Source organism: Bartonella sp. HY038 (assembly GCF_014117425.1).
Lineage (GTDB): Bacteria > Pseudomonadota > Alphaproteobacteria > Rhizobiales > Rhizobiaceae > HY038.
Genome location: NZ_CP059725.1, coordinates 2,408,294 through 2,431,518 on the forward strand (window position 1 = coordinate 2,408,294; position 23,225 = coordinate 2,431,518).

General features: G+C 41.2%; 18 protein-coding genes and 1 tRNA gene. 8 read left to right on the forward strand and 11 right to left on the reverse strand.

What is annotated here, in order from left to right; translation table 11 throughout:
* Window positions 1–6: 6 nt before the first annotated feature.
* The 5 genes from H3299_RS10460 to H3299_RS10480 all read right to left on the reverse strand — a co-directional run bounded on the left by H3299_RS10460 (window position 7) and on the right by H3299_RS10480 (window position 5,444).
* A complete protein-coding gene (locus tag H3299_RS10460; protein WP_182417607.1) occupies window positions 7–1,674 on the reverse strand; it encodes an ABC transporter ATP-binding protein in 1,668 nt (555 codons plus the stop codon).
* A gap of 3 nt (window positions 1,675–1,677) precedes the next feature.
* The gene (locus tag H3299_RS10465) at window positions 1,678–2,559 is read right to left on the reverse strand and encodes an ABC transporter permease (RefSeq protein WP_182417608.1); all 882 of its coding nucleotides are present in this window, start codon (window positions 2,557–2,559) and stop codon (window positions 1,678–1,680) included.
* Window positions 2,559–3,500 carry an ABC transporter permease gene (locus H3299_RS10470; RefSeq protein ID WP_182417609.1) on the reverse strand — a complete coding sequence of 314 codons (942 nt, stop codon included), beginning with the start codon at window positions 3,498–3,500 and terminating at the stop codon, window positions 2,559–2,561. The genes H3299_RS10465 and H3299_RS10470 overlap by 1 nt, the downstream gene beginning before the upstream one ends.
* A 48-nt stretch (window positions 3,501–3,548) precedes the next feature.
* Window positions 3,549–5,063 (reverse strand): M81 family metallopeptidase, encoded by a 1,515-nt coding sequence (locus H3299_RS10475; protein ID WP_182417610.1) that lies wholly within the window; start codon window positions 5,061–5,063, stop codon window positions 3,549–3,551.
* A gap of 304 nt (window positions 5,064–5,367) precedes the next feature.
* A tRNA-Met gene (locus tag H3299_RS10480) sits at window positions 5,368–5,444 on the reverse strand.
* A 170-nt stretch (window positions 5,445–5,614) separates the two neighbouring features.
* On the opposite strand from H3299_RS10480, the gene H3299_RS10485 reads away from it, so the two are divergent.
* Together H3299_RS10485 and H3299_RS10490 are read left to right on the forward strand one after the other, a co-directional pair.
* Window positions 5,615–6,595 carry a Gfo/Idh/MocA family protein gene (locus tag H3299_RS10485; protein ID WP_182417611.1) on the forward strand — a complete coding sequence of 327 codons (981 nt, stop codon included), beginning with the start codon at window positions 5,615–5,617 and terminating at the stop codon, window positions 6,593–6,595.
* A 163-nt stretch (window positions 6,596–6,758) separates the two neighbouring features.
* Window positions 6,759–7,877, forward strand: a complete 1,119-nt coding sequence (locus H3299_RS10490; RefSeq protein ID WP_182417612.1) for a DegT/DnrJ/EryC1/StrS aminotransferase family protein — start codon at window positions 6,759–6,761, stop codon at window positions 7,875–7,877.
* A gap of 111 nt (window positions 7,878–7,988) precedes the next feature.
* Here H3299_RS10490 and H3299_RS10495 read toward each other — a convergent pair whose 3' ends face one another.
* Complete coding sequence (locus H3299_RS10495; RefSeq protein ID WP_182417613.1) at window positions 7,989–9,170, reverse strand: AAA family ATPase; 1,182 nt, start codon at window positions 9,168–9,170, stop codon at window positions 7,989–7,991.
* A 233-nt stretch (window positions 9,171–9,403) separates the two neighbouring features.
* Here H3299_RS10495 and H3299_RS10500 point away from each other — a divergent pair, with 233 nt between their 5' ends.
* The 6 genes from H3299_RS10500 (at window position 9,404) to H3299_RS10525 (ending at window position 14,868) form a co-directional block, all read left to right on the forward strand.
* Complete coding sequence (locus H3299_RS10500; protein ID WP_182417614.1) at window positions 9,404–9,985, forward strand: hypothetical protein; 582 nt, start codon at window positions 9,404–9,406, stop codon at window positions 9,983–9,985.
* A gap of 179 nt (window positions 9,986–10,164) precedes the next feature.
* A complete protein-coding gene (gene argB, locus H3299_RS10505; RefSeq protein WP_182417615.1) occupies window positions 10,165–11,073 on the forward strand; it encodes an acetylglutamate kinase in 909 nt (302 codons plus the stop codon).
* A gap of 8 nt (window positions 11,074–11,081) precedes the next feature.
* Window positions 11,082–11,774 carry a pyrimidine 5'-nucleotidase gene (locus tag H3299_RS10510; RefSeq protein ID WP_182417616.1) on the forward strand — a complete coding sequence of 231 codons (693 nt, stop codon included), beginning with the start codon at window positions 11,082–11,084 and terminating at the stop codon, window positions 11,772–11,774.
* Window positions 11,775–11,939: 165 nt separating this feature from the next.
* A complete protein-coding gene (locus H3299_RS10515) occupies window positions 11,940–12,863 on the forward strand; it encodes a DMT family transporter (RefSeq protein WP_182417617.1) in 924 nt (307 codons plus the stop codon).
* 252 nt (window positions 12,864–13,115) lie between these two features.
* Complete coding sequence (rpsT, locus tag H3299_RS10520) at window positions 13,116–13,382, forward strand: 30S ribosomal protein S20 (RefSeq protein ID WP_182417618.1); 267 nt, start codon at window positions 13,116–13,118, stop codon at window positions 13,380–13,382.
* 211 nt (window positions 13,383–13,593) lie between these two features.
* Window positions 13,594–14,868, forward strand: a complete 1,275-nt coding sequence (locus H3299_RS10525; protein ID WP_182417619.1) for an FAD-dependent oxidoreductase — start codon at window positions 13,594–13,596, stop codon at window positions 14,866–14,868.
* Window positions 14,869–14,994: 126 nt separating this feature from the next.
* On the opposite strand, the gene H3299_RS10530 is transcribed toward H3299_RS10525, so the two are convergent.
* From H3299_RS10530 to H3299_RS10550, 5 genes are all read right to left on the reverse strand, one after another.
* Window positions 14,995–18,105 carry an autotransporter outer membrane beta-barrel domain-containing protein gene (locus H3299_RS10530; protein ID WP_182417620.1) on the reverse strand — a complete coding sequence of 1,037 codons (3,111 nt, stop codon included), beginning with the start codon at window positions 18,103–18,105 and terminating at the stop codon, window positions 14,995–14,997.
* A gap of 623 nt (window positions 18,106–18,728) precedes the next feature.
* Window positions 18,729–20,447: a cation acetate symporter gene (locus H3299_RS10535; RefSeq protein ID WP_182417621.1), complete on the reverse strand. Its 1,719-nt coding sequence runs from the start codon at window positions 20,445–20,447 to the stop codon at window positions 18,729–18,731.
* Window positions 20,444–20,752, reverse strand: coding sequence for a DUF485 domain-containing protein (locus tag H3299_RS10540; protein WP_182417622.1), 309 nt, complete (start codon window positions 20,750–20,752; stop codon window positions 20,444–20,446). The genes H3299_RS10535 and H3299_RS10540 overlap by 4 nt, the downstream gene beginning before the upstream one ends.
* Before the next feature lie 747 nt (window positions 20,753–21,499).
* A complete protein-coding gene (locus H3299_RS10545) occupies window positions 21,500–22,114 on the reverse strand; it encodes a cysteine hydrolase family protein (RefSeq protein ID WP_182417623.1) in 615 nt (204 codons plus the stop codon).
* A 106-nt stretch (window positions 22,115–22,220) separates the two neighbouring features.
* Complete coding sequence (locus H3299_RS10550) at window positions 22,221–23,180, reverse strand: GlxA family transcriptional regulator (RefSeq protein ID WP_182417624.1); 960 nt, start codon at window positions 23,178–23,180, stop codon at window positions 22,221–22,223.
* Window positions 23,181–23,225: the final 45 nt, after the last annotated feature.

The window sequence follows — 23,225 nt, forward strand, 5'->3', positions numbered from 1 at the left end:
CCCCCATTAAGATGCAGAAAGCGTGATTGGTTGCCGGCGTTGGAAATCCCAAAAAAGGCTTGGTGCAGCATCAATTAATGATTTAGTATAGTCATGCTGGGGCGTGCCTAAAACATCAATAGCGCGCCCTTGTTCAACCACATTCCCCTTTTGCATCACAATAACATCATCACAAATCTGGGCTGCGACACGCAAATCATGGGTGATAAAGATAATTGTAATGCCTGTTTCTTTTTGCAAATCATCTAAAAGTTGTAAAACTTGCGCCTGCACAGAAACATCAAGAGCCGAAACAGCCTCATCGGCAACCAAAATATCAGGTTTAAGGGCGACAGCACGCGCAATCGCTATACGTTGACGCTGACCACCTGAAAACTGATGCGGATAACGATTTAAACTATCTTCGGGCAACGACACAATATTTAACAAACGTTGCGCTTCACTTATGGCCTGATCGCGGCTAACCCCATAATTAAGCGGTCCTTCAATCAAGCTACGCTGAATTGTCCAACGCGGATTTAGAGAGCGAAAAGGATCTTGAAAAACCACTTGTAACTTTTTACGATAGGGTTTCATTTGGTGAGCAGATAGGCCAGCAATATCATCCCTGCCTAAATATATGCTTCCCTCTGTTGGCTTTATAAGCCGCATGATTGAGCGCGCGACAGTCGTTTTTCCCGATCCAGACTCGCCAACAATACCCAATGTTCGCCCTGGCGAAATCGAAAAATTGACATTAGTCGCCGCTTTAACAATATTTTTTTTAGCAAAAAAGCCTTTTGAAAAATATTCCATGCCCAAATCTACGACATTTATAACTGAAGTTTCATCGCTATTTGGGCGCGGTTGGCGTGGAATAAGACTTGGCACAGAATTTAAAAGCTCTTTACAATAATCAGTCTGCGGATTTGTAAAGATATCTTCAACACTGCCCTGCTCAACAATAGAACCTGTACGCATAACACAAACGCGATCAGAAATTTCGGCAACAACGCCCATATCATGAGTGATAAATAAAACCGCTGTGCCATGGCTTTTTTGCATTTCATCAATAAGTGATAGGATCTGCTTTTGGGTTGTCACATCAAGCGCTGTGGTTGGTTCATCGGCAATAAGAAGCGCCGGCTCCATAATCAGAGCCATTGCAATCATAATACGTTGGCGTTGTCCACCCGACAATTGATGGGGATAGGAATTAAAAATACGTTGTACATCGGGTAAGTGGACTTGTTCCAACATATGAATAACGCGCTTGCGCTTTTCATCCTTTGGTAGTTTTGTATGTAAATCAAGAACCTCCATAACTTGATCGCCAACCCGCATCACCGGATTAAGCGCCGTCATTGGCTCTTGAAAAATCATCGATAATTTGGTGGCACGCAGCTCACGCATTTGCGCCGCGGATAAATCAAGAAGCTCCCGACCTTGCAAGTTGATCGAACCCGATTTAACTGATAATGCGCCTTTGGGTAAAAGCCCCATTGTTGCAAGCGAGGTTACCGATTTGCCGGAGCCGGATTCGCCCACGAGACAAACGGTTTCCCCTTTGCGAATTTCAAAAGAAACCTGTTTTAACACGGGTGGCAAATGGTCAAGATTATCAAGCTGGACGACAAGATCTTTTACCTTGAAAACGACATCTTGGTCTGAAAAGTCACGTTTTTTAAAAAACAATTTCTAACTCTCCCGTTTTTTCTGTCTAGGGTCAAGGTTGTCACGAGCAATATCACCCAAAAGGTTGATACTAAGAACGCAAAGAGCGAGCATAAGACCAGGCCAAAGAATTAAAGAGGGTTTAATACGAAAGAACACCCGTCCTTCAGCCATAACATTACCCCATGTTGGAATCTCAGTGCTAATACCTGCACCTAAAAATGATAAAATAGCTTCCAGAAGAATGGCTGATGCCAAGACATAAGTGCCCTGCACAATAATAGGTGGGATAGTATTGGGTAACAAATGCTGGAAAAGTATTTTTGATGTGCTACTTCCCAAAGTCGTCGCCGCTTCAATATAAGGTTCTTCACGCGCTGTTAATACGACCGATCGCACAAGTCTTACCACACGCGGCACTTCTGGAACGGTGATTGCGATAATAACCGATGCAATTGATGGACCATTTAAAGCAACCAATGCAATGGCAATCAATATTGACGGCATGGCCATTAATGCATCCATGGCGCGCATTATAAAGCCATCAGCTACACGGAAAAAGCCAGCAAGAAGCCCAAAAACAATACCAACAACCACCGAGAATAATGCCGCAAAGATTCCGATAACCAGTGAAATACGCCCACCTAAAATCATGCGTGAAAATAAGTCGCGGCCATAATTATCAGTACCAAGAAAATGTTCCTTACTTGGCGGCTGTAATCTTGCCATTGCATTAATCTGCAATGGATCATGGGTTGCAATATAGGGTGCAGCTAGTGTGACTATTATAATAATCAACAAAATAACAAGCGCGATAATTGGTCCAAAGCCAAGACGCATCCAGTTTGGAAACGAAATGATACGCAATAGCCAAAGGTTTTTTGAAGGAGTTGAAGGTACATTCATCAGTAACGTATCCTTGGATCAAAAATTACATAAGAAATATCAATTAACAAGTTGATGAAAATATAAACACCACTCGTCAACAAGATCATCGCCTGAATAATTGGATAATCACGTGCTAAGACTGCATCCACCGTCAAGCGCCCAATCCCTGGAATGTTAAAGATGCTTTCAGTCACGACAACGCCCGATATCAAGAGGGCAAAGCCGGTGCCAACAATCGTTGCAATGGGTACAGCAGCATTGCGAAGTGCATGAACAAATAAAATGCGGCTTTCCCCCACGCCTTTAGCGCGAGCGGTGCGAATAAAATCTTCGTTCAAAATATCAAGCATGGCCGCGCGCGTCATACGGGCAATCAAAGCAATATAAATGGTTGCCAAAGTGACAGCCGGCAAAAATGCTTTTTGTAAAAATGGTAAAAGCCCTTGCGAAATTGGCGTGAAGCCCTGCACAGGAAACCATTTCAATTGAACTGCAAATATTAAAATCAAGACATAACCAACAAGGAACACCGGCACTGAAAAGCCCAAAACGGAAAAGCTCATCGTAAAATGGTCAATCCATGAGCGGTGTTTCCAAGCAGCTAGGACACCCATTGGAATTGCAATAAGCACCGAAAGTATAATGGTAAAAATCGCGATTGAAATAGTGGCAGAAAGCCGATCAGCAATCATATCACTAACTGGGACGCCTGAGATAAGCGAATTTCCTAAATTACCGCGCAAAAGATCCATTGACCAATGATAAAATTGGACAATCAATGGCTCGTTAAGCCCCATGGCAGTACGGATTTTATCCAGTTGCTCTGGCGTTGCCGCATCACCTGCAATAATTGCAGCAGGATCTCCCGGGGTTAGTCGCAATAATAAAAATACAAAAATAGCCACCAAGAATAAAACCGGAATAATGGAAACTATACGTTTAAGGGTGTATTTAAGCATTAAGAACACCTTTAGAAAGAATAATAATCAAGTGGTTAGGACATATGCCTAAACATTGGATAATTGCGAAAACATGAGTCCATCGGGCTCAACTCTTAAGTCTGCCCGTAGTTTCTTCCAAGGAAGCGATGCCGGTGATAGCGGCATACTGCCTGGCGCAGTAGCAACGATAATGTCCTGCGCTATTTGGGTAAAATCAGCCCTAAAATGCACCGAACTTTTCACCACTAAAATATCTTGTTCTTCTGGGATAATTCCAGCCATTTGAAAAAATGCCCGATCCGCCATTTGCGCCGCATGGGTTGTAACAACAATACGTACATCATCAATGCGCAGGCAAACTGCTGGCCCAAGATCCATCTCAGTGCCACCGAAATAAGCTCCTGTTGCCTTCACCTTGGCGTCAAACAGCCGCTCAATAGTAAAATCTGCCTCAAAAGGTTGATCGCCTCGGATGCCAGATTTTCCACCAAGTTTACAATGGAAGCGATCGCCTTCGTGTAATTGATGGGCACTGGCTACCGCTTGCGCATCCACAATAAGACCAATAGCAGCTTTGGTGGCACCACAATTAACCAAGGCGGCAATCATGCCCGTGGTATCAGAGGAACCGCCTGCACCTGGATTATCTTGAGTATCAGCAATTATGATGGGAAGATCCGACGTTAATGCAAGCGACATTGCCTCATTCACTGCGTCACTGGGCAACCAAGCTTTGCCTTTAAATGCGCTTTCGCGATCATTTAGTTCGTCAAGTAAGCTGTCAGCATGCGCTTCAACAGTGTTTATATCATCCCCATAAACAAAAATAGTAGCGCCACATTCATCAAAATCAGCCGCAGGAAACCCCATGAAAAGTGAAATTGACGAAATATGTGGACTATCTTCGGCTTTTTCTACAAGCTTATAAAGACTGGCCGCAGGTTCTAGGCTTGTACATTGCCAAGCAATTGGCGTTAAAAAATCAGCGCGTCGCATGGCTTTATGCCAGTTTTCTTGGCTTTGCATAAGATGATCAAGAACTTTAGCAGCGCGATAACCTGTCTCTTTCATATCAATATGGGGGTAAGTTCGAAAGCCAATAAGTGCATCAGCTAATGCAAACATTCTTTTGGTAATATTGCCATGAAGATCAAGCGCGCATACGACGGGAATGTCGTATCCAACAACTTTACGTAATCGCTCAAGCAACTCACCCTCGCCATCATCCACGTGCTCGGCCATCATTGCGCCGTGAAGATCCAAAAAAATGCCATCAATAGCATCAAGAGAAGCTATGCGATCAATAATTTCAGATGTTAGGTTTTCATAAGCCTCATAGGTAAGTGGAGCTGATGGAATTGCTCCCGCCCAAAGTGTTGGTAATAAAGTCCAATTTTTCTGGATCCCATATTGTAAACCACCTGAAATCGCGAGATTAACATTTGCAGCATTGGTTAAAATCTCGTCCCCACGAGATAATGGAATATAACCGCCACCTTGCACAAAATCGTCTAAATCAGCTGAATAAGGCGCAAAAGAATTGGACTCGTGCAGAAACCCTGCATAAGCAATTTTTTTCACAACTTGTTCCCTTTATCCTTATTGGATATATCTTTTATACGTTCAGCCTATAGGGAAATGGAAAGTTGTCAATTGCCTTTTTAAAATTTCAATATAATTTTAAGTAAGCCATATTGAGGATATAAAATTAGTACCGTTAGATTTTAATCTTTAATAAGTTTGATAATTTTTTTGCAAAAAATAATTAAAAATTATGAAATTTTTCTAACGATAGGAATCAGCAGCAGCAAAAATTTTCAATAAATATTGAATATAAATTGGGAATTTAACCCAAAATAAGGACTACCATTAATTTTAAACATAATGGTAGCGGAGGAGGGATTCGAACCCCCGACACAAGGATTATGATTCCTCTGCTCTAACCTACTGAGCTACTCCGCCAAATCAACAAATAATCAATTCTGCAAATCAATTTTGTTGCCGATTTCGCTGTCGGTGGCGTGGATATAAAGGGCTAAAATTAATCTGTCAAGCATTGTTTATCGCTTTATCTCTTGTCATATGACGATAAGGCGGATATTGAAACAATATTATTAAAGGAATGGATTGAAATGTCGCCACGCGTAGCAGTTTTAGGATGCGGTTATTGGGGGAGTAACCATATTCGCACTTTAAAAGGCCTTGGAGCATTGGCCGCGGTTTCTGACGCTAATACCGACCGCGCCGAGGGCTTTGCAGCTGAACATGATGTCGAGGCAATTGCTATTGATGATTTGTTCACTCGTCCAGATATTGATGCAATTGTCATGGCTTTGCCACCCCAGTTTCATGCTCAAAATGCGATTCGCGCTGTAGAAAACGGCAAAGATGTTCTTGTGGAAAAGCCAATCGCCCTCAATGTTGAAGATGCTGAACGAGAAGTTAGAATTGCTGAAGAAAATAAACGCATTTTTATGGTTGGCCATGTTTTGCGCTTTCACCCAGCTTTTGAAAAACTCATGGAGCTCGTCAATTCTGGTGAATTGGGTGAGATAAAATATATTCATAGCCACCGTATGGGGCTTGGTAAATTCCATACTGAAAGCGATGCATTATGGGATCTTGCCCCCCACGATCTTTCAATGATTCTTGCTTTAACTGGCTGCGAACCATCAGAAATTCGCGGCGAAGGTGCGGCGATTATTGACCAATTATCTGATTTTGCCCATGTCCATATGGTATTTCCCAATGGTTTACGCAGCCATTTGGTAGCATCGCGCCTTAATCCCTACCGTGAGCGGCGTTTAACTGTCGTCGGCACCAAAGCTATGGCGGTGTTTGATGATGTTGAGCCATGGGAGCGTAAACTTGGTATTTATCGCTTTGCGGTTTGGCAGGATAATGGCCAATGGGCATTTACTGCCAATGAGCCTGAATATCTTGCCGTAAACGAAGGCATGCCTTTGACACGCGAATTGCAGCATTTCTTACATTGTATAGAAACGCGTAGCGAGCCGCGCACCAATGGCCATGAAGCGATTGCAGTATTGAAAATTCTAACTGCTGGCAGTGTGAATCATAGTGGTGCAAGAACTATGCGTGACTTGCTTTAAAGCGTTATTGTTTTATTATAAGTCATGCGTTCAACAGCTGTTACAGTTGTTATCAATCTTGTGAACGCTCACCTGTAGCCATTCACAAAAATCAGGATTAAAACAGATTATGTTTTGATTCGGTGGTTATAGACCATCATTTTTAAGAAGCGGAGCCGCCCTTATGCAATTTATAGATCTTGGCGCCCAGCGCGCGCGCATTGAAGATAAAATCAACGCTGCAGTTTTAAAAGTTATTGCTGATGGGCGTTATATTTTAGGGCCGGAAGTAGCACAGTTTGAAAAAGAACTTGCAGATTATATTGGTGTAAAGCATGTCATTGCCTGCGCTAATGGCACAGATGCTTTAGTTATGCCATTAATGGCCAAAGGAATTGGTCCAGGGGACGCAGTTTTTTGTCCAAGCTTTACCTTTGCGGCAACGGCTGAAGTCATTGCCCTTGTAGGTGCTGAGCCTGTATTTATCGATGTTTTGCCCGATACTTATAATATCGACACAAAGCAACTTAAAGAAGCAATCCAAATGATTAAAAAAGAAGGTCGCCTTACGCCAAAGGCGATTATTCCGGTTGATATATTTGGTCTTCCAGCCGATTATAAGGCAATTAACGCCATTGCTGGCGAAGAGGGTTTATTTGTCATTGAAGATGCCGCGCAATCAATCGGCGGTAAAAGCGATAATACTATGTGTGGTGCTTATGGTGACGTTGCATCGACTAGCTTCTACCCAGCCAAACCTTTGGGTTGCTATGGTGATGGCGGCGCTATGTTTACTGATAGTGACGAACTTGCCGATATTTTACGCTCAATCCTTTTCCACGGTAAAGGCGAAACCCAATATGACAATGTTCGCATTGGTTTAAATTCACGTCTTGATACTATCCAAGCCGCTATTTTGATTGAAAAATTAGCCATCCTAGAAGACGAAATGCAAAAGCGTGAAATTATTGGTAAGCGTTACAATGATGGCTTAAAAGATGTTGTCAAAACACCTGTTATTCCTGCAAATACGCGTTCTGCCTATGCGCAATATACAATTGAAGCAGAAAACCGCGATGGTTTGCGCGCCCATTTGCAAGAAAAGGCCATTCCATCAGTAATTTACTATGTGAAGCCTTTACACCTGCAAACAGCCTATAAGGACTTTGCCCGCGCGCAAGACAGCTTGCCCGTATCTGAAGGTCTTGCAGAAAGAGTGTTGAGCCTTCCAATGCATCCTTATTTAAGCGAAAGCGACCAAGATAAGATAATAGAGGAAATCAGAGCTTTTTATAAAAAATAAGTAAAATTTTTGATCCTCCCAATGACAAGCCCTTGATGTTTTAGCGCATCAAGGGCTTTAAATTATCTGCCATATAAAAACGATAGCCGATTTATCTTGGAGCAGAACTTATTAATCCGGCCATTTCCAGCCAACGCGGTTGATAAGATTGTTATCTTTAAACGTTGTTTCGCTAAATTCTTTATAAAGATTCAATATGGTGCCATGGCCTTGTTTTTCCAATAAATCAACCAATGGCTGTGCATGCGATACAACAATGAGCTGCATGTTTTTGGAAGCAGCACAGATAAGCTTAGCCAAGGCCGGTAATAAATCTGGGTGTAGACTTGTTTCAGGCTCGTTTAAAACCATCAAGCTTGGTGGCCGTGGGGTTAATAAAGCGGCGAGCAACATAATATAGCGTATGGTTCCATCGGATAATTCCGCAGCTTTTAAAGGGCGTAATATTCCATTTTGACGCATTTGCAGACCAAACCAACCTTCATGGTGGGTAATATCAATTTCAGCCTCTGGAAAAGCAAGGTCGATCATCTCAGCCAACAAATTATAATCACCAATTTGCAGAATAGTTTGAAGGGCAGCGGCAACGTCGCTACCATCATTGGCCATAATAGGTGTATAAGTGCCAATCTGTGGCTTCCTTGACGGTGCATCGCTATCGGTACGCAGATGATCATAAAACCGCCATGTAAGCAGCGTTTCCCGTAGTTCTAACAATTGTGGTGAAGCCTGCGGATCGCCAGCAATAAGGCACATGCTCTCATAATCAGAAAGTTCCAAACGCGATGGAGTAAGTTCGCCCTCTAAGTCACGCAACGACAATAAAGCGCCCTTGCGCAAGGCATGAATGCTTGATTGACGTAAAGCACCACTCCATAAGGTTTCCCGTTTAAAAAGTGGATCATATCGAAAGGGCCCCATGCTTTCTAAAGAGCTATTTAACGCCCCACTTGTAGGAAAACCAAGTTCCACTGCATAACTCATGTTACGGCTTGAAAATCCTAGCTTTAAACGCTTTTTTTGACTTGATACAGTACCTTGTATGGCGACGCGCCCTGAACGCATATCTCTGGTAATTTTTTCAGGCCCAGCCCAAAATACTGATTGGATTCCTCCTTCTTTAGCTAAATTACCAACAAGCTCACCATTTGCTGCTGAAGCCAAAAGGCGTAATGAGCGGTAAAGATTAGATTTGCCCGCGCCATTAGCGCCGGTTATAATGGTAAGATTGTCTAGTGGCACAATGAGATCGCGGATTGAGCGATAACCAGATATTGCTAATGTATCAATCATTATTTAACCTTAAAACGAAACGTCCTGATAACCTTTACTTGTAAACTTTGTAGATAGATTATCACAGCGAAAATATACATCAAGTCAGATAACTCATAAATATATGAATTTAAATATTTTTTTATTGTATCAGTATTTCGTTTGTCATGTGGGTAAGTTTATGGTTAATCGCTCTGTACACATCTTGTTAATAAAATTGGTTTTATGCTTTTACCTCAATTAGAGGTATTAACATGTCGCGCATTTTGTTTTTTTTAACGCTAGTGGCGTTATTAGCTGGGTGTGCAAGCGCTCCCACTCGTACGACCAATGCTTGTGCTGTTCTTGACCAAAAGAACGGCTTTTTCACCAATTGGGAACGCTCTGTAAAAAAAGCCGAGCGCGAATATGGTATTCCAACACCTGTAATTTTGGCAACCATGTATGCAGAATCAAATTTCAAGCACAATGCGCGCCCACCACGAACTAAATTACTTGGCTTTATCCCTTGGAAGCGCCAATCAAGCGCATATGGTTATGCACAAGCGCTTGATGGGACTTGGGATCGCTATCGCCGCGAAACGGGGCGCACGGGTGCAAAGCGCAATAATTTTGAAGATGCTGCCCGTTTTATCGCTTGGTACCACCGCCAAAGTGTACAAAAAAATGGTGTCGCACCCCATGATGCCTATAATCTTTATCTCAATTATTATCTTGGACATACAGGCTATGCACGCGGCAATGGACGCGGTGGCATTGCCGGGCGCGGTGCGCAGCGCGCGCAAACAATGAGCCGCCAATATGATATGCAATTGCGCCAATGCGGCCGCCGATAAAATTATAAACATATTAAACCAATAGAGCCTAATTGGCCCTATTGGTTGGGCATAGTCCAAAAATGTTTGTCATTTTAATTTCATCATTTCCATCAAAAATGTCTTAATAATAAAGAATTCTATTGCGCTTGACGCATGTTTGGTTAAAAAATCAAAATATTGATTTTAGGGAGATATCCATGAGCGATAATTTTGATAGCCAGCAAGAAATTTTTGAAAAGCAGGCCGCACTGCTTTCTGCCGCCCTTCCCTATATGCAACGCTATGAAAACAAAACTGTCGTTGTAAAATATGGTGGCCACGCCATGGGTGATCCTGAACTTGGACGCGCTTTTGCTCGTGACATCGCATTGTTAAAACAATCTGGCATTAATCCTATTGTTGTTCATGGTGGCGGTCCACAAATTGCCACCATGTTGCAAAAATTGGGTCTTGAATCAAAATTTGAAGGTGGCTTACGCGTCACCGATGCAAAAACCGTTGAAATTGTTGAAATGGTTCTTGCAGGCTCAATTAACAAAGAAATCGTTGCTATGATCAATGCTGAAGGTGAATGGGCGATTGGTCTTTGCGGTAAAGACGGCAATATGGTTTTTGCCGAGAAAGCACGAAAAACCGTTATTGACCCTGATTCCAACATTGAGCGTGTGCTTGATCTTGGCTTTGTTGGCGAGCCAGTGGAAGTTGATCGCACATTATTAGATTTACTCGCCCGCTCAGAAATGATTCCAGTTATTGCACCAGTTGCACCGGGGCGCGATGGTCATACCTATAATATCAATGCTGATACATTTGCTGGCGCTATTGCTGGTGCATTAACTGCAAAGCGTCTTTTATTCTTGACGGACGTTCCGGGCGTTCTTGATGAAAATGGTAAATTGCTCAAAGAATTAACGGTAAGCGAAGCGCGCCGTATGATTGAAAAAGGCACAATTAGCGGTGGCATGATTCCCAAGGTAGAGACCTGCATTGAAGCCATTCAGCGCGGGGTTGAAGGTGTGGTTATTCTTAATGGTAAAACCGCCCATTCAGTCTTGCTTGAGCTGTTTACCGAGCGCGGTGCCGGCACTTTGATTGTGCGCGGATAAGTATTTTTATGGGCGCGCAAAACTTTCCAACGGAAAAAATAGATTATTGGGTGTTTGATCTTGATAACACCCTTTATCCACCAGGTGACCATCTTTTTTCACAAGTGGATATTAAAATGACTGACTATGTCAGCAACTTGCTAAACATGGATAGGATAAGTGCGCGCCAATTACAAAAAGACCTTTATCGTGATTATGGTACTACCCTATCTGGTTTAATGCATCTTTATGACATTGATCCAGAAGATTTTTTAAATAAAGTCCATGATATCGATTATAGCTGGCTAAGCCCAGCGCCAATTCTTAGGCAAAATTTGCAAAGGCTTACGGGCAAAAAATACATCTTCACCAATGGTGATTACAATCATGCTATAAATGTATTAACAAGGCTTGGCATTGAAAACGTATTTGATGGCATATTTGACATTAAGGCGGCTCGATATATTCCAAAGCCCAAGCAAGAGGCCTATGATATTTTTATAAAGAAATTTGCCATAGATCCAAGCCGCGCGGTTATGTTTGAAGATCTTGTCCGCAATTTGAAAGTGCCAAAATCTTTACAAATGCAAACAGTATTAATAGAACCTATACTACAAGCAACTCAAACCCATGATACACCACAAGGTGATGATAGCGACCAAAGTCATATTGATTTTAAAACCAATGACCTTGGTGCTTTTTTAGAAAAAATATTGATGTAACTGTATTGCAGTCTAAATCAATATTTTGAACAATCATTGACTATCAAACTAATCTAAAACCTACCCTTTAATAGCTTGATTTTTTTAACCGCTTTGCCATTATAAGAAATTGCTTCGAGAGCGCGCCAACCAAAATACCAAGCCCACCAAAACAAGCATGGACAAATGAAATCTTTTTCTTTTTTACGCCCGCAAGAACTTATTCTCATTGGTGTAACCATTCTGTGGGGTGGTACATTTTTGATTATTAAACAGGCCGTGCACCAGAGCGGACCGCTATTCTTTGTAGGGTTCCGCTTTTTTATTGCTGCCGTAATTGTCGCAATTGTATTTCATAAAGCGTTAAAAGGCCTTAGCAAAAAAGAAATTATTGGTGGCACCGCTATCGGTCTATCTATTTATTTAGGCTATGGCTTGCAAACTATGGGGCTACAAAGTATCAATAGCAGCCAATCAGCCTTTATTACTGCCCTTTATGTGCCATTTGTACCGCTATTGCAATGGGGCGTATTAAAACGCCGTCCTAGTCTTGGTAGTTGGATTGGCGCTGCCCTTTGCTTTATTGGCCTTATTTTAATCAAAGATCCGCAAAATATCGGTTTTAGTTTTTCTTTTGGTGAAATTATCACCATCATTGCGGCTTTCTTTATCGCGATTGAAATTATTCTTATCGGCAAATTTGCACCTGAAGTTGATAGCCGCCGCCTCACTTTAGTGCAACTAATTGTGGCATCGATCGCCGCTTTTATTACCATGCCAATCCTTGGTGAACCTATCCCTCAATTTTCGCCAATCTGGTTTTGGGCAGCAGTTGCACTTGGCACAATGACAGCGCTTATCCAATTAGCAATGAACTGGGCGCAAAAATCAGTATCCCCAACCAAAGCTACCATCATTTATGCCGGTGAGCCAATATGGGCTGGTCTTTTTGGACGGATGGCCGGGGAGCGTTTTGGGCCCTTTGCGCTACTTGGTGCAGCGTTAATTATTGCTGGTATTCTCATATCACAATTATTACCAACATCATTGCGCAATAAACTATCAGCGCCTAGCGATGATAAATCAAAAGACAACTCATCCAATAGTTAAAGCCCAATGCAAAGTAACAAGAATCGTGAGTCGGCATAGGAGATTGCGATTTTTAAAATATTGGTAAATTTACATTAATTTCTTTTGAAAACATGAGTAAATCGCCGTTTTTTGCTTCTGCGCGTTGGAAAATCTCATTGACCTTTGCCCCTTAATCCAGTATAAGCGCGGAAAGTTATACGGTCGAAGTGCCGTTATTTAATTTTCGTGCCATTATTTTTGATGGTCGTTATCGAGAAAAGAGAGAGATAAATGGCTAATACAGCTTCGGCCAAAAAAGCGGTGCGCAAAATTGCAGCTCGCACAGAGGTCAATAAATCACGTCGTTCACGCGTTCGCACTTTCATCCGTAAGTTTGAAGATGCTATTGTTGCTGGCAACAAAGAAGAAGCACAAGTTGCTTTCAAAACTGTTGAACCTGAAATCATGCGCGCTGTAACTAAGGGCGTTATCCAAAAAAATACAGCAGCTCGCAAGGTTTCTCGTCTTGCACAGCGCTTGAAAAGCCTCAACGCTTAAGTTTTAAAACTTTACTAGTTTTTAAAACCCTCGAAGATTTTCTTCGGGGGTTTTTATTTTAATGGCTGCTAAAAATTTAAATAACAACGCTTGGAAGCATTAGCAACATATGCGATAAAGCCTTAAAAGAAATATGACTTATTTACTCATAATTGTTGGCTTTTGATGTATTTTGAATTAGATTGGTGAGATCACATCAAGGAATGCTATCATGTCCTCTATAGATCAAACAACCCAAGCAATTGCTCCGTCCCTCAATCAAAATCAAGCCAATATTTCACAGCAGATAATCAAAGCTGAGGTTATTGTGGTTGGTGCAGGCCCTGCCGGCCTAATGGCTGCTTATCTGCTGGCGCGGCAAGGACGGCAAGTCGTTTTGCTTGAAAAGCATAGTGATTTTTTGCGCGACTTTCGCGGCGATACCATTCACCCCTCAACCCTTGATCTTATTGACCAGTTGGGATTTTTGGACGAGTTTTTAAAAATTTCCCACACAAGAGCCGAAAAATTAAATGCTGAAATTAATGGTAAAGATATCACCATTGCCGATTTTTCCAAACTATCCACCAAATGCAAATTTATAGCTTTCATGCCGCAATGGGAATTTTTAAATTTCCTATGCGACAAAGCCAAACAGTTTGATAATTTTTCGATTATCATGGATTGCCAAAGCCACAAACTTTTATACGAGCATGATAAGGTCGTTGGTGTTGAGGCAACAACCTCGCAAGGCGATATTCGTGTTGAAGCGCCCTTAACCATTGCCGCTGATGGACGCAATTCAATCTTAAGGCAACAATCTGGTCTTGATTTGGAAGAGTTTGGCGTGGCTAGCAATGTTTTATGGATGAAGCTATCGCACCAAAAGGAGGATCCACCCTATACAATGGGTCATGGCGGCCCAAGGCAGGGTTTTATCCTTATTGATCGGGGCGATTATTGGCAATGTGGCTTTGTTATCCCTAAGGGTAGCTTTGAAGAGCTAAAAGCCAAGGGCTTAGAAAACTTTCGCGAGGAAGTTGCACGCTTTTCCCCGCTGCCCGCAAGCCGCATGGATGAAATTACCTCATGGGATAATGTCCATCTTTTATCCATCCGCATTAACCGCCTTAAACAGTGGTGGCAGCCGGGGCTTCTTTTCATTGGTGACGCTGCCCATGCCATGTCACCGATTGGCGGCGTTGGTGTTAATCTTGCTATACAAGATGCCGTTGCCGCAACCAACATATTAAATGCGCCATTGCGGAATAAAAATGTTAGCACAAAGGATTTGGCAAAGGTACAAAAACGCCGTTCATTCCCCACCAAAGCCACGCAAAGATTGCAACTCATGATGCAAAAAAGTAGCCAAAAGCGCAATCTTGATCCAGAAAAGAAAAAAGCACCACCAAGCTTCATGCGCTATATTGCAAAATGGCCACCGCTTGCGCATTTTGCTGGCCGTATCGTTGGCATGGGATTTAGATCAGAGAAAATCAAATTTTAAGCGTGATATAAATAACAAAATCCTTATAAAAAAGGCCGATACAAATTTGTATCGGCCTTTTTTATTTCAGCTAAATATCTACCAACCTAAAAGCGCTCAATTAAGCAGTTTTAATGAGGCAATTTGCTACCATTTTTTTCTAAAACCAATACGGCCACTTACTCCATAACTATCGCCAAAACCGCTGAGGCTAGTCTTGACGAGGGCTTCGCCATAAATTGAATAATTATCATCATTCCAATTATATGAACCACCAGCTCCCACACTGCCCCATAAGCGTTGTTGTTGATTTGAGACATCAACTCCGGAAACATCGACACTGGTGCCGCTTTGTAAAGCATAATAAAGGTTGCCAATGCCGTAAATATGAGTGCGATTTAATGAGCCCTGATCATTTTTCCAACTGGTTTCGTAGTCAACAGCAAAGCCCAAACGCGCCTCTAAACTATCGCCACGCTTTAAACTTACATCTGCATTGAAGATATCGTGAAAACTATCAAAATCAATATTAGAATAAACAAGCTGTGTTTGCGGGGTAATAGACCATTTTTCATCAAGTTTAAAGCGCTTACCTGCCTCGGCTGATAAAGCATAACCAAAGCCATCATTGCTACTTACTAAGTTTCGATTGGCTAAATTGGATTTTAGATCACTGTTATATAGGGTGACCTGTGCTTGGCCATCGACATAGAAACCATCATTGCCATACCAAGTGAGAGTTCCGCCCAAACCATAACCATCAGTGGTGATTTCACCATCGCCATAAAATGATTTGGTCTTGGTTTTACCAGTAGTATAAAATCCATTGATACCACTAATTAGGCTGCCATGGTCATTTGAATACAGTTTTCCATCAATACCGATTTGCGCTTTAAAAATATTTTGATTAAAATCCACTCCTGAGGTTGATTTTTGGGATTCAAAATGGCTGTGATTGCCAACCACACGAGACCAAAGCCCAGTATTTTCGACATTTATTTCAACAGCTGAGCCATCACTAACACCAATCCAAATGCGATTGCCAACACGCTGTTGTAACGTTGGTAAGCTGTTTAAATTAAGCAGTGCTTGCGGATAAGCCTCATAGGTGGGGACGCCAGCTTGAAAAACGGGCGGGGCCGGTAAAATTGGAGGTTCTACAGGTGGCTCTTCCGGTTTTACGGGAGGCTTTACAGGTGGTTGTACTGGTGGCTCTTCCGGTTTCACGGGAGGCTTAACTGGCGGCTCGACAGGAGGTTCAACTGGCTTTAATTGCGAACGCAAGTACCAGTCATTTTGAAGTTCTGTTTCACCATATTCATCTTCTGTTACCGTAGATGATTGAGCACCTTTGAATAAACCATAGGCATAGGCACCAGCACCAACCATGGTTTGTCCTTGCAATGTATAGGCATTGGATGCCGTTGCATCCAATGCAAAAGCATCATCGGTGGTTGTACCGCCATTTATGGCACGAACAATTTTAATGCCCTGTCCAGGCTCGGTATTGCCTCCTGCATTGGTTGCATCAACATTATTCACGCGAACCAGAGTATTGCCATCGACTTGGCCACCATCAATCACAAGGCGGTCAGATAAAGCGCCACTTTCACCAAGAAAAGTATCTATTGATAAAAGTGCATTATTGCGACCAGTATAATTGCCCTTAATTGTTAAACTATCACCAGCAACGCCACTATTTAGATTTAAAACACCAGCATCACTTAGCACATTTCCTTGCAAGGTGAAATTTGCACTACCATCAGATGCACCATATGCAACAATTTGAGCACCACTTGTAAGATTTAACTGGTCAAATGTTGCAGTTGTGGATGGTGAAGCACCATTTTTGGCGGCAAGAATCCATTGTACATTATTAGAAAGATTGAGATCTAGCGTTGCATTTTCACCCTTATTAACAAGGCCGGTCATTTTACCGTCAGCAAAATTAAAAACAGTGGTGCTTGGCTGGGTTACGCTACCACCAGTCATATTTAAAATATAACCTTCATCCGCAGCAGTAAGATTACTGTTTGCACCGCGAACACTTAGCAAATAATCAACATTAGCACCTACTACGTCAATCAAATTAGCTGTTGCAGAACTTGTCGTTGCAACCAAATTGTTGAAACTCGTTTGACTTTGTACACTTGCGATGCCTGTATTTGCGCTAACGGTAATTGCTTGCCCGCCAGCTTTAATTGTGGTTGATGCTGTATCAGCATCCGCATTCAAAGCGCCACCTTGCCAAACAACGGCAATGGCCGAAGAATTAGGTGCATTTAATGTATCAAGAACCATATTGCCGGTGGAAGTAATAAGTCCTTCGCCAGTACCTGCCACAGTTAACTCTTTACCAATGCGTAGCGCATTGGCGCGAGTGGATGTACTCGTAATAGTAATATTACTATTATGAATACGCACTTCAGGGCGGACACCATCCTTTTCCGTACCAGACACATAAATGCCAATAGCATCATTGCCTTGGGCTGTAAGATTAATATTCAAATCATTCTTAACTTCAACATAACCTGCAGCACCGTTACCCGAACTTTGGCCAGCACCTTGAATGACACGAATGCCTGCCAATAATGGATAACGAGTGAAAAGCCAACCACCTTGATCAGATTGCATGGTAATATTTAAATTGTCAAAAACCGCCTTTGATTGCATCCCATTAAAAGCTGCTGGCTCACCCGCATTAACTGTAGAGCCAGCCAATACACCATAATGCTCATAACGGTCACCTACTCCCCAAGTGCCACCACCAGAACCAGAGGGTAAATTAAGCATGGTAAGATTAAGCGTGCCTATGGTTGCCATTCCACCATGGGACACGCCAAGGCCAACCTTTGCAATTCGGTCCCCTGCACCAGTCTGCGGGTTTGCAGTCAGATTTTCAAGGGTTAAATTGATTGTTTTACCCGTTGCATCAAAAACCGATTGAGTTGCAGTAGTGCCACCACCACCATAAACTATGATGCCGGCGCTACCTTTAACAGTGGTAGAAAAATCATTTTCAATAGTCATAGTGTTGCTTGTGCGACCACTATAAACACCAAAACCACCTGCCCAAATACTATCATTTCCAATAGTTGAATTAACCGAACTAATTGAACAGCTGTTTTGATTGGGAGCACCATTTGTGCCAATTGCGAAAGTACCATTGGAGGCTGTTAAACATTCTGCCGCTTGCACATTTGTAGCGAACAAAAAGGCTCCAGTTAATACCGTACTAGCTAATAAAAACTTTTTCATACAAACTCACAGATATTATAATAAATATATTTATTTAATATATAATATAAAATATAAGTGAAATATATATTTAATTACACCCCACGCCTTCAAAACCATTCACCAACAAGATATAATTCACACCATCAACGTAAATAATTGTTTTATTTATATATTTTTTATAATAAATATTTTTAGAAAAAATTAACTATAAAAAAATTACCAATTGTTGCAATTATATCATAATAACATCAAAACATTATATAATGAAATTCTAAAATACATTAATCTCAAGCTTTAAATATGCATCAAGTTATTTTACAGAGAAGCAATTAACGATGCTAATCGGCAAATATTAGAGTAAAATTATTTTTATACTGAAAAAATCATAATAACATGTTCTATATTGAATAAAACGACACTTATATAATATCTGATTTCGATTTTGATAAAATTTTAAGACTATTATACGAATTTAGGAATGACTTTCTGCAAGTTTAATACTTATATTATAACGATAATTTTTAACAATTAGCCCCAGACCAAAAGTGTTTCTTCACTTTTCATCAGGGGCTAAACTTAAAACGCGTTATACTTACAATATATTTAAAACGAGATCACAAAATCCCATTTTGGAAATTCTACTAGTGATCTGATGCTTTCGACGCACCAAAACCCGTTTCGGAGCGAATTTCTTGAGCTCTAAAACCTGCCTTATCAATTTTCGCACGGGCGCTTTTATCAATTATAGAGAAGAACCACACACTAAAGAATGCGATTGGAATAGAAATAATTGCTGGCGACGCAAAAGGAAACAACACAGATTCTTTTGAAAGATGCAGTGTATTGACCCAAACAGCCGGCGAAACAATCGTTAGACCAACAGAAAGAGCAAGACCAATGAAGCCACCAATTACCGCACCGCGCGTTGTACACCCCTTCCACAGGATGGAAAGTAGTAATACTGGAAAGTTAGCAGATGCCGCAATAGCAAAAGCAAGCCCCACCATGAAAGCAACATTTTGCTGCTCAAAAGCAATACCAAGAAGCACTGCAACAATGCCAATGCAAATTGTAGCGATACGTGACACGCGCAATTCTTCATCATTTGTTGCCATACCTTTTCTCGATATCATGTTGAAAATATCATGAGAAATAGCGGTTGCACCAGACAATGTTAGACCTGCAACCACAGCCAAAATAGTAGCAAAAGCAACTGCTGAAATAAAGCCATAGAACATATTGCCGCCAACAGCCTTACCGACCATAACTGCCGCCATGTTGGATGCACCCGCTCCAGAGGTTAACGGCGCGGCAAGTTCGGGATTGGATAACACAAGAGCAATAGCACCAAAGCCAATAATGAAGATAACAATGTAGAAATAGCCACTCCAGACGGTTGCCCATAACACGGATTTACGTGCTTCACGTGCATTTGGCACGGTAAAAAAACGCATCAAAACATGTGGCAAACCGGCAGTACCAAACATAAGCGCCATGCCAAGCGAAATGGCTGAGATTGCATCATAGCCACCAGGCGCCATAATTCTTAAGCCTGCCGCCGCAGCTTCCTCTGGTGTTTTACCATCAGCAAGCGCCATTTGGGTTTTAACGTCAACGGCTGCTTGGAAGAAGCTATTAAAATTGAAATTAAAGTGCAGCAATACCATAAATGCCATAAAGGTGACACCAAACAGCAAAAGGCATGCTTTAATAATTTGCACCCATGTTGTTGCTTTCATACCACCAAATAACACATAGGTGATCATCAGCACACCAACGATAAGCACTGCCCAAATATAATTGATACCAAAAAGCAACTTAATAAGCTGCCCTGCCCCAACCATTTGCGCAATAAGATAAAATGCCACCACAATCAACGTACCACAGGCAGAAAAAATGCGGATAGGCTTGGTGTCAAAGCGAAATCCAGACACATCAGCGAAATTGAAACGACCAAGATTTCGCATGCGCTCGGCGAGAAGGAACATCACAATTGGCCAACCAACGAGAAAGCCAACCGCATAAATAAGCCCATCATAGCCCTGGTTCATCACCATAGCCGAAATACCAAGGAAAGAGGCTGCAGACATATAGTCACCAGCAATAGCAAGCCCGTTTTTAAAGCCTGAAATACCACCACCAGCGGTATAAAAATCGGCTCGCGACTTTGTGCGCATAGCGGCCCATGCGGTAATTCCTAACGTGAACAATACAAAAAGGGCAAACATGCCGATAGCTGTTAGATTTAATGGCTGTTTTGCCATTTCACCACTAATTGCATCTGCAAAAGCATTTGACTGAAAGATAAAAGCAAAAATGGCAGATAAAAACAATAAGTTATAATTTTTAATCGATTTCATTTGCCCACCTCTTTTTCAAGACGACTAATTAGATCATCATAAATCTTATTGGCACGCACGACATAAAATGCGGTTAGTGCAACCATCAATACAATCACACCAATACCTATTGGGATTGCAATGGTTGTTACACCGGCGCCAAGTTTTGTCGCGAGAAATTGGGGGTTAAATGCAATAACGAAAATCCAACCGTAATAAACAATCAGTACAACAAAAGTAAGCGACCAACCAAGAATGTTGCGCTTTTTTTTCAATTCGATGTAATCGGGATTTGCCTCAATGCGGGCTACCATCTGTTCATCCATAATGGGTTCCTCCTTCCCTGTGGACTTAAGATTAGATGTAAAATGACCAAAAAGGCCTTATACATATTGTCAAATGCTACTTAATTGAAATGATTAACAACTATCTAAGCCATCAATTATTTTAATAAGAAGCACCTATCATTTTATGAAAAGCTCAAATTCCTCCAAATTGGAGCTAAACTTTTTAGTTAGATAATAACTAGATGTAAATTAGTCCTCCACGACTACTTGTCTATACTAGCTCACAAATTCTTTTCAAATATATACAGCTCCTCAACTGTTTAACGTTTTTGAAAATAGAATCTTTATAAACTAAAAAAATAATATTCCTCCAAGTTCCATTGGGGGTAATAATCATAAAAATTACCAATCACGTTTTCGTGAACAAAAAATCCATCACTCTAAGACCAACAATAATATATTGTTTTTATGCGCTAAAATTATTTAAAACCTTTTGAAAAGTTCTAAATTATTTAAAATCAGCCTATGACTGACTTTTGTAAAAGCGCCAATAATATACCTCAATATCGTGATAGAAGTGATTTAACCTCTATCAGTTCGCTTACGTTTGTCTAGGATTACAGCGCAACAAATGGTGGCAAACTCACTTCTTTAATGAAATTCATGATCGAAGCGAACCATGGCCGACCAAAATTTTGGTATTACTCAATCAACCATGATTTGCTTTGCTAATGGAAAGGACCTTAAAAATAGGCAAAAGTCGCTAACGATATTGAATAGCTTGCGTCAAGATTTGCATTCCAAGTTTATTATCTGATTGACCGTCATAACATCGCCAAAAGCATCATTCAGTGTAACCAATGATGCTTTATGCAACGTGGTATAATCAATTGTATCCTCATTATTAAAATCAATAGAGCGCGTAGCGCATGCATCTTCAGCCACGACAATATTGTATCCCAAAGGGATAGCCTCGCGCGCAGCAGCACTTACACACATATGGGTCATTAAACCGCAAATGATCAATGTATTTATACCAGCTGCTTTAAGCTGCATATCAATATCGCTTGACGCAAAAACACTTGGCATGTTTTTTTGTACTATCTTATGATGCGGTTTAGGCAAAATATCGCTATGAAATGCAGACATTGCGCTATCTTGCGCAAATGTTGCACTTCCTTGTGGTGCTATATGTTGCACATGGAATACGGCGATTGCATTTTCATCGGCGTATTCGATCAAATTCTTTGCATTTTTTAAGGCCGCCATTCCATTAGGAATTGGCAATGAACCGATAAAATATTCATTTTGAAAATCAATAACAAGTAATGCAGTTTGTTCAAATTGCAGATTTTCAATAATAGCCGCACCAGCTATTGTACGAAGTGTCGGATGTTTCATAATTTTCTCCTGTTTTAAACAAGGACAATTAATGAATAAGAATATAGAACTTCGCTACTATCATAAAAGACAACATATGATGAAATTAAGCCAAGTTACAATCTCATTAAGGTAAATGCTTTTTAAATTGACTACGATAAACTCCCGGTGGAATAGAAAAAACGCGGGAAAAATGTTGGCGAAAAGTAACGGATGACGAAAAACCACATTGCTGTGCAATATCCTCAAGTGAGGTTTTACTTGTTTCTAAGAGGTTTTGCGCCCTATAAAGTCTCTGCATCAAAAGCCAACGATTAAAACTTATGCCGGTTTTTTTATTAAAATGTCGGGTAAAGCTTCTGACGCTCATAAAAGCATGCTCAGCAACGACTTTAAGATTAAGTGGTTGGTCAAGACAGCTAAGGGCCCACTCCAAAGCCTCACTCAATCTATCTCTTTGCGCAATGGTTGCTATGGGGCGGTCAATATATTGCGATTGGTCACCCGAGCGATGTGGCGAGACAACTAATTTTCGCGCTAATCGGTTCGCTATATCGGCACCATGGTCTTGACGAATAATATGCAAGCAACAATCTATGGCTGCCGCTGTTCCTGCTGAGGTTATAATATTATTATGGTCAATGTATAAAGCTTTGGTTTTTAATATAACGTTCGGGTAGCGATTGGTAAAATCATCGGCCCAAGCCCAATGGGTTGACACCTCACGTCCATCTAATAATCCTGCCTCTGCTAATACAAATGTACCAAGACAAAGCCCTATAAGACGTTTTCCATCTTTGAATGCTTTTTGTAAAGCAGTAATAAGACCAGGAGACGGAATTGTAGTTGCATCAATCCAAGCGGGAATGATCACCGTATCAGCCTCTTCAATCATTTCAAAATTATGCTCTACATAAATATCAAAATCAGAGAGTGTACTAAGCCTTCCAGCTTTTTCAGCACAAACCTTTACCTCATAGTTGGTATTTTCAGCCTTGAACAAGTCATCACCAAACACTGTACATGGCACAGAAAGATGAAATGCACTAATACCTTCATAGGCAATTACCGCTATTTTATGGGTCATAATAATTTTTCATGTCGTTATGGCGTAATTAGATTATTTTCTTAA

Coding starts and splice junctions, on each gene's coding strand:
- H3299_RS10525 (WP_182417619.1), top strand. CDS start 13,594: ATGTCCTCTATAGATCAAACAACCCAAGCAATTGCTCCGTCCCTCAAT.
- H3299_RS10530 (WP_182417620.1), bottom strand. CDS start 18,105: ATGAAAAAGTTTTTATTAGCTAGTACGGTATTAACTGGAGCCTTTTTG.
- H3299_RS10500 (WP_182417614.1), top strand. CDS start 9,404: ATGTCGCGCATTTTGTTTTTTTTAACGCTAGTGGCGTTATTAGCTGGG.
- H3299_RS10485 (WP_182417611.1), top strand. CDS start 5,615: ATGTCGCCACGCGTAGCAGTTTTAGGATGCGGTTATTGGGGGAGTAAC.
- H3299_RS10495 (WP_182417613.1), bottom strand. CDS start 9,170: ATGATTGATACATTAGCAATATCTGGTTATCGCTCAATCCGCGATCTC.
- H3299_RS10510 (WP_182417616.1), top strand. CDS start 11,082: ATGGGCGCGCAAAACTTTCCAACGGAAAAAATAGATTATTGGGTGTTT.
- H3299_RS10470 (WP_182417609.1), bottom strand. CDS start 3,500: ATGCTTAAATACACCCTTAAACGTATAGTTTCCATTATTCCGGTTTTA.
- H3299_RS10515 (WP_182417617.1), top strand. CDS start 11,940: ATGAAATCTTTTTCTTTTTTACGCCCGCAAGAACTTATTCTCATTGGT.
- H3299_RS10540 (WP_182417622.1), bottom strand. CDS start 20,752: ATGGATGAACAGATGGTAGCCCGCATTGAGGCAAATCCCGATTACATC.
- H3299_RS10535 (WP_182417621.1), bottom strand. CDS start 20,447: ATGAAATCGATTAAAAATTATAACTTATTGTTTTTATCTGCCATTTTT.
- H3299_RS10465 (WP_182417608.1), bottom strand. CDS start 2,559: ATGAATGTACCTTCAACTCCTTCAAAAAACCTTTGGCTATTGCGTATC.
- rpsT (WP_182417618.1), top strand. CDS start 13,116: ATGGCTAATACAGCTTCGGCCAAAAAAGCGGTGCGCAAAATTGCAGCT.
- H3299_RS10550 (WP_182417624.1), bottom strand. CDS start 23,180: ATGACCCATAAAATAGCGGTAATTGCCTATGAAGGTATTAGTGCATTT.
- H3299_RS10490 (WP_182417612.1), top strand. CDS start 6,759: ATGCAATTTATAGATCTTGGCGCCCAGCGCGCGCGCATTGAAGATAAA.
- H3299_RS10545 (WP_182417623.1), bottom strand. CDS start 22,114: ATGAAACATCCGACACTTCGTACAATAGCTGGTGCGGCTATTATTGAA.
- argB (WP_182417615.1), top strand. CDS start 10,165: ATGAGCGATAATTTTGATAGCCAGCAAGAAATTTTTGAAAAGCAGGCC.